Source organism: Patescibacteria group bacterium (assembly GCA_018830295.1).
Taxonomy (GTDB): domain Bacteria; phylum Patescibacteriota; class Minisyncoccia; order Portnoybacterales; family UBA2143; genus JAHJSM01.
This window is the reverse complement of the sequence record JAHJSM010000002.1, coordinates 13,989-26,652: the sequence shown is the minus strand read 5'-3', so window position 1 is coordinate 26,652 and position 12,664 is coordinate 13,989. Positions and strand designations below refer to the sequence as shown.

Annotated in this window: 13 protein-coding genes; 1 reads left to right on the top strand and 12 read right to left on the bottom strand. The window is 40.5% G+C overall.

The window, feature by feature from the left end; all coding sequences use genetic code 11:
* Positions 1 to 3 precede the first annotated feature (3 nt).
* The 10 genes from KKF19_02770 to rlmN all read right to left on the bottom strand — a co-directional run bounded on the left by KKF19_02770 (position 4) and on the right by rlmN (position 10,303).
* Positions 4 to 825 (bottom strand): prohibitin family protein, encoded by an 822-nt coding sequence (locus KKF19_02770; protein ID MBU2579852.1) that lies wholly within the window; start codon positions 823 to 825, stop codon positions 4 to 6.
* A gap of 114 nt (positions 826 to 939) precedes the next feature.
* Positions 940 to 1,437, bottom strand: a complete 498-nt coding sequence (locus tag KKF19_02765) for an 8-oxo-dGTP diphosphatase (GenBank protein ID MBU2579851.1) — start codon at positions 1,435 to 1,437, stop codon at positions 940 to 942.
* 1 nt (position 1,438) lies between these two features.
* Positions 1,439 to 3,238, bottom strand: a complete 1,800-nt coding sequence (locus tag KKF19_02760; protein ID MBU2579850.1) for an alanine--tRNA ligase — start codon at positions 3,236 to 3,238, stop codon at positions 1,439 to 1,441.
* Positions 3,239 to 3,240: 2 nt separating this feature from the next.
* A complete protein-coding gene (locus KKF19_02755; GenBank protein ID MBU2579849.1) occupies positions 3,241 to 3,543 on the bottom strand; it encodes a helix-turn-helix transcriptional regulator in 303 nt (100 codons plus the stop codon).
* On the bottom strand, positions 3,533 to 3,913 hold the full coding sequence (locus tag KKF19_02750) for a type II toxin-antitoxin system RelE/ParE family toxin (protein MBU2579848.1): 381 nt from the start codon (positions 3,911 to 3,913) through the stop codon (positions 3,533 to 3,535). Before KKF19_02750 ends, KKF19_02755 begins: the two co-directional genes overlap by 11 nt.
* Positions 3,914 to 4,057: 144 nt before the next feature.
* On the bottom strand, positions 4,058 to 5,245 hold the full coding sequence (locus KKF19_02745) for an aminotransferase class I/II-fold pyridoxal phosphate-dependent enzyme (protein MBU2579847.1): 1,188 nt from the start codon (positions 5,243 to 5,245) through the stop codon (positions 4,058 to 4,060).
* Positions 5,191 to 5,472, bottom strand: coding sequence for a hypothetical protein (locus KKF19_02740; GenBank protein ID MBU2579846.1), 282 nt, complete (start codon positions 5,470 to 5,472; stop codon positions 5,191 to 5,193). The genes KKF19_02745 and KKF19_02740 overlap by 55 nt, the downstream gene beginning before the upstream one ends.
* Before the next feature lie 269 nt (positions 5,473 to 5,741).
* A complete protein-coding gene (locus KKF19_02735; protein ID MBU2579845.1) occupies positions 5,742 to 6,857 on the bottom strand; it encodes a caspase family protein in 1,116 nt (371 codons plus the stop codon).
* A gap of 72 nt (positions 6,858 to 6,929) precedes the next feature.
* Positions 6,930 to 9,143 carry a right-handed parallel beta-helix repeat-containing protein gene (locus KKF19_02730; GenBank protein MBU2579844.1) on the bottom strand — a complete coding sequence of 738 codons (2,214 nt, stop codon included), beginning with the start codon at positions 9,141 to 9,143 and terminating at the stop codon, positions 6,930 to 6,932.
* A 134-nt stretch (positions 9,144 to 9,277) separates the two neighbouring features.
* On the bottom strand, positions 9,278 to 10,303 hold the full coding sequence (rlmN, locus tag KKF19_02725) for a 23S rRNA (adenine(2503)-C(2))-methyltransferase RlmN (GenBank protein MBU2579843.1): 1,026 nt from the start codon (positions 10,301 to 10,303) through the stop codon (positions 9,278 to 9,280).
* Positions 10,304 to 10,445: 142 nt separating this feature from the next.
* Here rlmN and KKF19_02720 point away from each other — a divergent pair, with 142 nt between their 5' ends.
* The gene (locus tag KKF19_02720; protein MBU2579842.1) at positions 10,446 to 11,114 is read left to right on the top strand and encodes a hypothetical protein; all 669 of its coding nucleotides are present in this window, start codon (positions 10,446 to 10,448) and stop codon (positions 11,112 to 11,114) included.
* On the opposite strand, the gene KKF19_02715 is transcribed toward KKF19_02720, so the two are convergent.
* Both KKF19_02715 and KKF19_02710 read right to left on the bottom strand, forming a co-directional pair.
* On the bottom strand, positions 11,115 to 12,128 hold the full coding sequence (locus tag KKF19_02715; protein ID MBU2579841.1) for a KamA family radical SAM protein: 1,014 nt from the start codon (positions 12,126 to 12,128) through the stop codon (positions 11,115 to 11,117). It lies immediately after the preceding gene.
* Entirely contained in the window at positions 12,129 to 12,635 is a 507-nt protein-coding gene (locus tag KKF19_02710; protein ID MBU2579840.1) for a mechanosensitive ion channel family protein, read from the bottom strand.
* Positions 12,636 to 12,664 lie beyond the last annotated feature (29 nt).

Genomic DNA, 12,664 nt, shown 5'->3' with positions numbered 1-12,664 from the left:
ATTTTACTGATTAAGTCCGATAAACGGACTTGCTTGCCCCCAGTATTGAGGGACTTCGCCATTCCATTTTTCTATCCATCGCAACTCAACCACTTTGGCGTTCTGTAAAAGCGCTTGCGCTTCAATTCTAATCGCAATCGCCTTTCCTTCCGCTTCAGCAATTTTCTGGTCCGCCTCAATCTTAATTCTCTCCAAATCTCTTTCTGCCTTCAACTTCAACTGCTCCGCGGTCACCTTCGCTTCAATCGCGTCGTTAAACGCCGCTGAAAAACTAAAATCAATAATATTGAATTCGTCAACTATAATAGAATTCTCTAATAATCTTTCTGCGAGATTTGCTTTAATCTGCTCTTTGACTATTTCTCTTTTCGTAATCAACTCCTCCGCCGTAAATTTGGCTGTTTCCGCTTTAACCGCTTCCTGAATAGATGGCGCGATAATCCGAGCGTTATAATTCTTCCCCACTTCTTGCCAAACCCTATTAACCGATGCTGGATCTAAATGATAATTCAAAGCGATTTTTGATGTCACAATCTGCAAGTCCTTAGAAGAAGCGCTCGCCGGAATTTCATCTTTCTGAAGTTTGACATCCATTGTAACCACCTGCTGGACAAAAGGAATTTTAATATACAACCCTTCGCCAAAAACTTTATCTTTAACCGCTCCAAATTGAAGCAAAACCCCTCGCTCCCCCGCGCCAATCGTCCCAAAAGCGCCAAAGAAAAGCATAAAAAGAAACAGCCCGATAATAATCCGAGAAACAATCTTCTTCCCGTCCACCTTCCTAATTTTCTCATTAATCTCAACAATTTTATCTATATTCATATTTTTTATTTATTTATATTTATATCCCCCTCCCCGACCTTTAATTGCCCGATGGGGGCAGCCCCCGTTGCGGGGGCTGCCCCCATCTTTAATCTCTCCCTTTTTTTGTTTTGTCTACTCCACCGCTTCCACTAACTCAATCACCTGTTCGGTTATTTTATCCTCTTTATCAAAGACAAATTTTCCTCTCAATTTTTTGTTTTCTAAAACATAGGGTAGCCAATGTTTATCGTCCTCCCACATTTTATCAAAAGGAATTTCTTCCATGCCAAACCACTTAGGCGCCATCTCCTCACTTTCCGTCGGCTCCCCTTCCCAATCCCTGACTAAAAAAATATGAACCTGCTGGTCAAAGCCCTTCTCTTTTGGAACCTCTGGAAAATGAAAATCTATTATGGCGACTTTTTCCGGATTTTTTATCTTAACCCCTATTTCCTCCTCCGTCTCACGCAAAGCCGAATCCAGAACATTCTTGTCTCCTTTTTCTATATCTATTTTCCCGCCGCATCCATTCCACCGCCCCTCGCCAAATCCCCTTTTCTTCATCGCCAAAAGTATCTCTCTTTTATCCTGATTTTCTTTTAATAACAAACAAAGCGATACCTGCCTCATATTATTTTAAAACTGCCTTAATTCTCCGAACGCCAGCCGAAGAACTTTGCTCTTTTGCTATTTTAAATCCTCCCAATTCGCCTGTTCGCTCTATATGCGGACCTCCGCAAATTTCTTTTGAGAAATCTCCGATTTTATAAACCTTAACTTTTTCTCCATATTTGGATTCGAAAACGCCGACCGCGCCAGATTTTTTCGCTTCCTCCAAAGACATTTCTTCGCAAACTACCGGTAAATCTTTTTTAATCGCTTCGTTGACTAAATCCTCAACTTCTTTTTTCTGCTCGTCCGTCATTTTATCCGAATACGAAAAATCAAACCGCAATCGTTCCGCCGTGATATTGCTTCCCTTTTGCTCCACGCCCTCACCTAAGACCTTCCTCAAGGCCGCTAAAAGCAAATGCGCCGCCGTGTGTAGTTTTTTAGTTTCCTCGCCCGCGTCCGCCAGCCCGCCTTTGAATTCGCCCGCCGAAGCAGTTCGCGACAGTTCTTGGTGTTTTTTAAGTTCCTCGCCAAATCCATTTTCATCCACTTCCAGCCCTTTTTCTTCCGCCAACTCGCGCGTCATTTCAATCGGAAAACCATAACTCTGATACAAATTAAAAGCGTCCATTCCGCTGATTTTGCCCCCCGCCACTTTTTCAAATTCTTTCAACCCTCTCTCTATCGTCCTGCTGAATTTTTCTTCTTCTTCTACTATATTTTTAATCACAAATTCCCTTTTCTTGTCTAATTCAGGATAAACATCTTTGTAGTCGTCCAAAACAACCGCTGCCAATTTTTTCATCCAGTCGCCTCCGTCAATTCCCAATAATCTACCATACCTAATCGCGCGGCGAATCAACCGCCTAACGACATATCCTTGCCCGAGATTTGACGGTAAAACGCCTCGCGTATCACCGATAATAAAGACGGCCGCTTTAATGTGGTCGGCAATCACCTCAAACGACTTCATATTATCCCTGTATTTTTTGCCCCCCGAAAGTTCCTCAATTTTATTCAAAATATTAACAAACAAATCTGTTTCAAAAACATTATCCTTCCCTTGCGCCACCATTGCCATTCTTTCCAGTCCCCCGCCGAAATCAACATTTCTTTGTTTTAATTTTTCAAAGCCCTTTTCCGTCTTGATATATTCCATAAAAACACTATTCCCAACTTCAATAAACCGCCCGCAATCGCAATTAATATGGCAGGGCTGATTTTTCCAAACAGAATTTTCATGCCGCTTCAAATGAGCGCCCAAATCGTAAAATAATTCGCTATCGGGTCCTCCTGGCTCGCCGACAGGCATCTTAACTGGAACGCCCGAACGCGACCACCAATTTTTCTCGTCGCCGTAATAGAAAATCCTCTCTCCTTCAAACAATTTCTTCCAAATCTCAACCGACTCCAAATCCTTCGGAACGCCAATTTCCTCATTCCCTCCATAAACCGAAACATAAATCCGCGACGGGTCAAACCCTAATTCATCAACTAAAAATTCAAAAAGCCATCCCAATTGCTCCTCTTTAAAATAGTCGCCCAAAGACCAATTACCAAGCATTTCAAAAAAAGTATTGTGGCGATTATCCCCCACCTCCTCCATGTCCTCCGCCCGAAAACATTTCTGCGAATTAACCAACCGCGTCCCGCTCGGATGTTTTTCGCCAAGCAAATACGGTATAAGCGGCTGCATCCCCGAACCGATAAAAAGCGTGGAAGAATCATTTTCAGGAATCAAAGAAGCCCCGCCAATAACGCGATGCCCCCTCGCCTCAAAAAATTCCAAATACCTCCGCCTAATTTCCTTTGAGTTCATATTTATTTTACAAATTCAATTCTCAACTCGCGACCAAGAGCCGAAGCGATTCTCTGAAGCGTCTCAGTCGTAAAATTTTGCTGACCTTTTTCCATTCTAGCGATATTGCTTTGTTTTGTCCCTATTTTCTTAGCCAATTCCGCTTGAGACATTTTGCTCTTTTTCCTTAATTGCAAAATTTGATAAGCAATCTCCAACTGCTTGCCGTATTCATTATAATACTTCTTAAATTCAGGATTTTTTAATTCCTCGGCAAGATGCTTATCAAAAGACAAATATGTAATTTTTTTAATTTTATTTTTCATATTCAATTAAACTTTTATTTACTTTATAATCTTCAAAATTATTTAATGCCCTAATAATTTCTTGTTTTGGCGTTTTAGATGTTTTCTTGAAAAAGGCGCTTAAAAGAATAATTCTCTTTTCTATCACAACCACATAAAAAACACGATGCCTGTTTCGAGAAAAATCTACCCTCAACTCTCTAATCTTGTCTTTGATATGTTTAGAGTATGGCTCATCTAACACTCCCTTGTTGTCTCTAAGAAAATCAATATACTTAAAAACTTTTGCTCTATCTTTCGACGACAATTTTTTAATATATTCAAAAACCGGCGCCCGTTTATTTCGTCCATTACAGTAATAAAAAACTTTATACTTATTATTGTATATCATGTATGATATATGTCAATAGCCCTTGCTTTTAAGTTTATATCCTATATTTTACCCCCTCCCCGCCCAAAAATCAATCCTCCAACCATTCGGCTTTACCAAAGCCGAATTAAAAAATGGCGGAACTTATTTGTCCCGCCATTTATTTTAATATTCTACCTCCGCTTCGTCAAAGGCCGCTTTAATCGCCTTCATAAATTCCGGATTTTCAATCGGAGCAACGACAGCATATCTGATATATGGGTCAAAATGAACCCCAACGATACCCGTCCGCTCAATCATCATAAAGTTAAAATGCTTCGCGTCTCGGACCTCCTCGCCAAATGCCCTTTTGGGACATTTCCAAAGGGTAAAAAATCCCGCCTTTGGTTCCACCGCTAATTGCATCCCTCTTTGAGTTAAAAGAAGCATAAGACGATTGATTCGCTCTTTGTATTTTAACCCAACCAAACGCACGGTTCCTATATCTTCCTTGATTGCCCGCAAAACGCCCGTTGCCAACGCCGCATTAAACCCACTGTCAGTATTCCCCTTAATCGTCGCAATGTCTCCAATAAAATCAGGCGAACCAACCATTGCTCCAATCCGCCAGCCGGTCCCATTGCCAATCATCTTGGAAGCGGAAAAGGCCTCTGCCCATGAAAGACTTGGAAAACCAACGGCCACCTCAGTTAAAGTGCAGGCCTCCGATGAATGAGCCAGCATGGCATATGCCGCATCATTGAATATGCGGATACCGCGCCTATAGCAAAATATACACAAATCATTCCACCAATCTTTCGTCGCAATTTGCCCAGATGGATTATGAGGATAGTTAAGCATTAACAAATTAGTTACATCAGAACAAACCTTCCTGTTGGGGTCAAATCTAAAATTGCTCCATGAGGCAAAATAAATTGGTTCATTTGGAAGATTAAGATAATCACACCAAACACCTGGCGTGGGATAGCCCGGTTTCGTCATTGTTTGAACAACAACTTTCTCCCCACACGCCATCGGAATCAGCCCAAGCATCGGTTTAATGCCAGGAATTGGCAAATACGCGATATCGTCAATAGACGATAAATCAAAATCCCCCACATTTGCCTGGACAAACGCTTTGCTAAAACCGGGAACTCCCGGCTCGCCATTATCCTGATACTCATGCATTGACTCTTCATCGCTCATAATCGCCTCTGCCGCGCCTTCTCTCGCGCTCAATAAAGCCGGACCCGTCGGCTGTCCAATAGAAAGCCGAAACAATTTTACGCCCTTCGCTTCCGCTTCCAAACACACTCTTTTTATTTCCTGAAAAAGATTTTCTCCGCCTTTCGGCAATCTGCTTTCTCTCGCCATTTTATCCTCCTATAATTTCCATGGTTTAAAAATCGCTCCGACACTGCCTCCTGACAGTGTGGAAAAATAGTCATCAAAGGAATCACGCCTTCAAAGTTTTCAAACACTTTTCTAAATCCATTTCGGATTCCTTTCTCGTCATAAAGGATAAAAGGCGTCTTGAAAATTCTAATTATCTCCGGCAAAATTCCCCGCAATCTCTCTCTAAAATCATCTGACATTGGCATATTATACCCCCTTTATTTTAATGTTAATGTGCTTATAAACCCATACAACAAACTACAATCTTTCACCCAAAAAGTCAATTAAAAAAGATGTAACTGCTCACTGGGAATAAATTAGGGAACTTGCTTGGGGGCTGCCCCCGCGGCGGGGGCAGCCCCCGTTATACACCCAGCGCGCAATTACAAAAGCTAAAACTACTCCTGTTCTTTAGAAGTAGTTTTTGGTTTGTTTGCCCGTCAAAATTACAAACAGCGCGGCTATTTCTTGTGGTTTATAAAACCAAATCGTTATCAAACATATCGCTGATTACAGGTGTCTGTCTAAACTTTAATAAATAAGAAGGCATATTTTCTTTAGCATAATCAAACGCTTCTTCCACAGCCACATTGCCATCTGTTGTTTGAATTTGATTATACCCGTCTGCTAAACCCTGCAACATTCCTTCGTTAACAAAATGGCGGCTAAACATCCCTTCTCCAAAATCTCCGTATGAAAACACATAAGAAGATTGAGTTTCTTCAGACGACATAACAATAATCCGATTGCTATAAATTTCATTATTCTCATCACGAGTCACATCATTCATCCCGCCCGCAAGACAAGTATCAAATATAAAAACAATTCTTTCTGTGCCGAAATCGTAAAACCAACTTCTTAGTTCCCCATCCCAAATAAAATCTAATGTTGAATAGCCATCTCCGTCCATTTCTCCGTCGCTGTCATGAACCACAATTCCTTCGTCTATAATTTCTCCGTCATTTTCATATTCTACAGTGCCATCGTTAACTGTTCCGCTTACTCCGTGTCCGCTGAAGAAAAACACCACTTCGTCATTTGGACTTATTTTATTTTTTATTTCCATCACGGCTTTTCCGATATTCTCATGAGTAGGAATCCCATAGCTAATATTAACATTATTAACATCAATCTTGCCGCCCATATCTCTAAACCAATAAATATTCTCTGGATCATATCCATAATTTTCAATAAGCGCTGTTACCATATTGTAAGAATCGCCGTCTGAAAGACAAATATCGCTAATTTCTCCTCCTTCTGGATAATCACAAATCCCGATCACCACGGCGTATTTATTGCCTATTGCTATCGGTCCCAAAACTCCCGTTGCCACTCTTTCTGAAAAATCGGGCTTATTATATTCCCTTGGAATAACTTCTGACACACCCCTTACATCTTCTCCCACCAAGGAAGCGGGAATTTTTTTAGCTATTTTTATATTAGTGGCATGTATGGGTTTTGGCGCTTCTTGATAAGAATCCTGATTCTTATCAACCGACGCCGCCTCAGAAAACATAACCATGCCAAGCAAACCTGCGGTTAATCCAACCATAACCATACCAACCGCCAAGATATTAAATTGTTTTTTCATAATTTGTATTTCTAATTCCTCAAACGCGGGAGCAGGTCCAAAAAACCCACCCCCGCATAGGAAAAACTATTCTTAGTTATTTCCGTACAATGCCTGAATTCCTGCGATATCGCCTACTTCTAAATCTCGCTTTTTGGTTTCTCCATATCCGCTATATCCATACATTGTCTGCTCCACGGATGGACGATTATACAAATCAAGCAAGCCAAAAGCGTGACCAATTTCATGCGTCGCGATATTCTGCAAATCCATTACTGTTGAATCATCTGTCGCATCTCCCCATGCAAAATCATCATCAAACATAATATCATATTCAATGATTTCGCCAGCTGCATTCCACCATGTTCTACAAACCGCTATTACGCCTGATAGTGGATAATTTCCGTAAGTGTAGGAATTAAATCCATCAGTTATTAATTTTCCGTCTTCATCAAACGCTTCAAAGGGGATGTCTGCATTAACACTTCCAACGCCAAGCAAACCAAATTCAGTTGCATTATTCCATGTTGTTATAGAAGCTGTTGCTGCTATAACAAGCAAGTCACTCTGCGCCACATAATCTGGCGTACTTGCCCATTTTACCCCCATCAATTTGTAAAGAGTCGGACCTTGTGTAACTGCTTTCTTTGGAGCCTTTTCCGGTTTTATCTCATCTTTTCTTAACAAATGTGTAGTGCTGTAAATACCATTGCCGTGGTATGTCGTATATGACGCGCTTTCAGAATCCTGATTCATCATTGAGTTCTGTTTTTGTTTTTTCGCAGAAGTTTTTGTCGGTACAATATTCACCGTATCTGTGCCACGGAAAGATTGTGTCAGGATTTCATTATAAGAATAATCACCACAAAGAGTGGCTTCAGTGCTATTCTCATCTAAACCCAAATCTTGTGTCCTAAAATGAAATACCATATCCAAATCACCATCTCCATCCCTGTCCTCCAAAATCACCTTCACTTGTGGAGCACCAGCAAATGTTACTGTAGCCTCATTAATGGTGCTAACATCAAAGTAATTTGTAGTTAATACTGCCACAGATACAACGCCCTTACTACCAAGATTTATACTGTTTGTATCACTTCCTGGTTTAATATCTATTTTGACAACTTCCTCATTACTAACATTCCACCATGGAGTAAAATCCACATTATCGCTAACCGCATCACCTATTCCAGATGGATTTGTAGAGTGAGTTGGACCACTATCATCTCCCCACCAGTTGAATTCTGCATTGATTATATCAGTGCTGTAATAATTAGAGACACCCATTCCATTTCCATGAATGGCATTAAAGTTTATTACAGTTCCGGTTATTGACCCCACAACATCTACCCCCGTTCCACAACCAGAAATATTATTATATGTAACAGTTGCATCTGTACAATCACCCCTTACATTTATTCCCGCATATACTGTATCGAAAATCTGGTTGTTACTTACAGTACTCTCGTCAGCAGCAGCATCCAACCATATTCCATCATACATAGTTCCTTCACCGACAATCATGTTATGAGTTATAATAGCTCCTGAACCACCCCAGTACTGTATGGCATTCTTGTCAACAATACCTGAAATGTGGTTGTAGCTGATTTCATTATCACTTCCTGAATGTCCCATAAATTGTATCGCATGTTGTCCAGAGTTGGAAATGTAATTGTGAGTAATCACAGCATTTGAAGCGCCATAACTTGCGATAGCTTCCCATGCAGTATTTGAGAATGTATTATATTCAACCAAAGCATTGTCTGCTCCTGAATAGATATAAACTCCATGACCAGAAGATGTGCTTGGCGTGTTCTGAATAATACAATTTCTTATTATTGCATTATCTGCTACATCAGAAATTATTAATCGTCCGCCAGTATTCGCATCTGAACTACCAATCATAAACCCATCAATAGTTATATCAGAAGCATATAATGAATACTGAACACCGTTAGTCCTGACAAGAATTGTTTCTTCGCCTCTACTTGTAAGTCCGTTAGGGTCAACACCTGCTTGAGCGCCGAGCAATGTGACACTTTTTTTAATTCTATATCTATCGTTTCCTGTTAACAAACCATCCCAAATATCATTCGTATAAGTCCCAGCCGCGACCTCAATCGTGTCGCCAGTAGTTGCAGCAACAAGCGCATCATTAATGGTGCAATAAGGATTATCTATTGTGCCGTCTTGTGTTGTTCCACAATCGTCATCAACATAAATTGGCGTCACCGCGCCGACGCCGCCAACCAAACCAACAACTAACGCTACTCCCAAAACTAAACTAAAAATTAAAATTTTTTTCATATTTTGTTTCTTAATAATAAATTAAATTAACTCAACTAAAACTCGACCTTTTGTTTTTATTCTATTATAAATTATCAAAAAAAAATTACAACCCCGTATAACTTTAAAAAGTCGGCTATCGGATAGCCGAACATCTATTTTCCCGCCAATTGTCCGCAGGCGGCTTTGATTTCTTCGCCTAAACTTTTTCTTACGGTTGCGCTGATTTTATTTTTGCCTAAGTAATCCTTAAACCAATCCACTTTCGCCTCGTTTGACGGCTTCAGCCCGCCCGCCGCCGTATTATAGCGGATTAAATTAACATGCAAAAGTCTCGGCTTTAAATTTGAATTGATAAATTCTATCAAATTATCCGCGTCCTCGCGCTTGTCGTTCACATCCTCCAGCATAATATATTCAAGAAAAACTTTGCGGTTGTTTTTTTCAAAATAATAATCCAAGGCCCTTCTTATTTCCGACAATTTATATCTTTTATTAATCGGCATAATATCGGACCGCTTCTTATCATCAGCCGCCGTCAACGAAATCGCTAAATTGACTTGTGGAAAATCTTTAGCAAATCTCTTGATGCCTTTGGGCAATCCCGCGGTAGATATGGAAATATGCCTTGCTCCGAAATTAAATAATCCTGCGTCAATTAATTTTTTTACGCTCTTGCTTACCTCTTCGTAATTCATAAACGGCTCGCCCATGCCCATAAAAACAATACTTTGAAAACTACCGGCTAAATGATTCTTTCTGATGTACTGTTTCCAAAACAAAACCTGGTCGGTTATCTCTTCGCTTTTTAAATTTCTTTTAAATCCCAATTTTCCTGTCGCGCAAAACCTGCAGCCCAAAGCGCAGCCCGCTTGAGATGAGACGCAAGCCGACCAATGATTTTTGACAGCGCTCAATAAGACCGTTTCAATTTGATTGCCGTCCGCCAATTTTAATAACGCCTTAAAAGATTTTTTATCGCGCGATTCCAAAACCTTCTTAACTTCAAAAGAAAGCATTTTTATCTCCCGTCCCATCTTTTCCCTCAACTCTTTGGAAATGGTCGTAATTTCAGAAAAATCAGAAACGCCGTCCTGATAAACGGCCTTAATAATCTGCCCTAATCTATAATCAGGGACTTGATTGCTCTTCAAAAATTCGCTTACTTCTTTTATTTTCATAAAATTATTTATATTATGTTTTGATTATACCACACACGCGAGGTCTTTACAAAAAATAAAAAAGAATGTAGTATATCCTGGTTCAAACAGTTCCTTGTCAATAATCAATTTTTTAAATTAAACGCTCAAAAAGGAGGTTGAAATGAAAAATTTTTTTGTTATTTTTCTCTCGCTCGTTATGTTGTCAGTTATCGCAAGTGCGGCTTGCGCGTTTGATGTTAAGCCGTATTTCAAATTAGGAACAATTGATGCTTCCGAAGAAGACCATCAGATGGCTACGGGCCACAAAATCATGATGGGAGTCGGAGTAAATGTAATCTCCGACGGCAAATTGCGAAAGGAGCTTATCGCGGAATGTTGGGCAATGACAGAGCCAACAGATGAAGACCGAGAAATACCGCACGATGGGATTGATGTTTCGGGAAAATTAAGTTACCGCTTTTACCCTAATCCAGAGACCGAGATCTATCCGTTTGCGGGATTGGGATTTGAAAGATGGAGAAGAAATTCTCCTGACGACGGAGACCAAGACAGATTTTATGGAGATCTTAACTTTATAAAAACATTTTTCGGGCTTGGCGCGAAATACAAAAATTATTATTTGGAAGCCGGAGGTCTCTTGCCTTTTTGGTCAGACACAGACAGCGGCCAGGAACCTGATGGAAAATTAGGAATAGCCATAAACGCCGGGATGACGCGAGGAAAAATTGATTTCGAATTGTTTTACACTCAAAAAGAATTTGGAGGAGATGGAAGCCAAACTGATTTCCAATTGGAACAGTATGGAATCATAATTAAGTATAAGATTTAATCAAAAAGCAGCCCGCGAACATAGGGCTGCTTTTTTTGGCCGCGCGATTTTTTTACCGGTGAAATCTTGATAACGGTTTCGGTCAAACTTCCAAAAATCAAGCGGGACTGGAATTTTTCCTTCTCCGCCAGCGATATCAATCACATAAGAAGGAAAAGCCAACCCGCTCAACCGCGCGCGAAGTTTGCTCATAATCTCAATTTCTTTGTTAAAATCAACAATAAAATGTTCGGCTCCTTCAACATAATCGCAGCGATAGATATAATACGGCTTGACGCCGATCTCAACCAATTTGGAAAACAATTCAGATAAGACATAAACATCATCATTGACCCCCTTCAAAAAGACCGATTGGGAAAACATCATGCTTGAAACCTGTTTTAATTTTTTGACCGCCTTGATTGTCGCCGGCGTAATTTCGTCTGGGTGCTCAAAATGGAGCATCAGATAAAGGGGTTGGTTTTTGACGACGCTCAAAGCCGACAAAACTTTTCTGTTCACCATCTTAGGGTCGGAGACAGGCAAGCGCGTCCCGACGCGAATGATTTTTATCTGCGGCAATTTAGTGAATTTTCGCAACGCCTTTTCCAAAATTTGAGGCGTGGTTAAAGGATCTCCGCCCGATAAAATTAACTCCTTTATCTTAGGATTTTTTTTAAGATAATTGACCATCTGGTCCAAATCATAGTCGGAAATTACGCCTTTTTGAATGTCGGAAACGCTCCGTCGGCGCGTGCAAAAACGGCAATAAGCCGCGCAATTCATCGTTAGCAAAATCAAAGCGCGATTGGAATATTTATGCACCAAACCCCTGACCGCTGTATGCTCATCTTCCAACAGCGGGTCGGCGACCGTTATCTTCCCCTTCTTTTCTTCTTCTCGAGAAGGAATGAATTGTCGCGCGATCGCCTGGCTATGTTCAGCCAATTCTTTTAAATGTTGAGATAACCGCTTAGAAAACAAAAACTTGCCAGAAGGCGGCGGCTCGTCGCCAGCAATAAATACTTGTTTCATTTAATTATTATCTTGAGACAAATTAATTACATTATTGATTAAACCATTAGAAATATAAAATGTTTTTCCTTCGTCATCGCGCAAGACGGTGGAACGCATCGTGATTTTAACAACCCGTCCTTCAAAAGTCCCGATTTTTACCCTATCGCCCATGTCGTATTGATTCTCAATTAAAATAAACAAGCCCGAAACAAAATCTTTAACTAACGACTGCGCTCCAAAACCAATCGCCAACCCAATCACGCCCGCGCCCGCCAAAATCGGCGTAATGTCCAACCCGAACAAACTTAAAACCATCAGTAAGATAATGACATAGATCACAACATTCCCAGTCGCCACAATAATCCGCCCCAGTGTCATCGCTCTTTTATCATCAACTATCCGAACCAACCGCTTAACAATCAACTTTAAAACCACCCTGCCAAAAAAGAACAGGACAATTATCCAAACCAAATCCATCCCCCTCTGCTGAATAAAATTAACCACAAATTCTTGTATAGTATCCATAAATATATACTACCACAAAAAGCCATTTT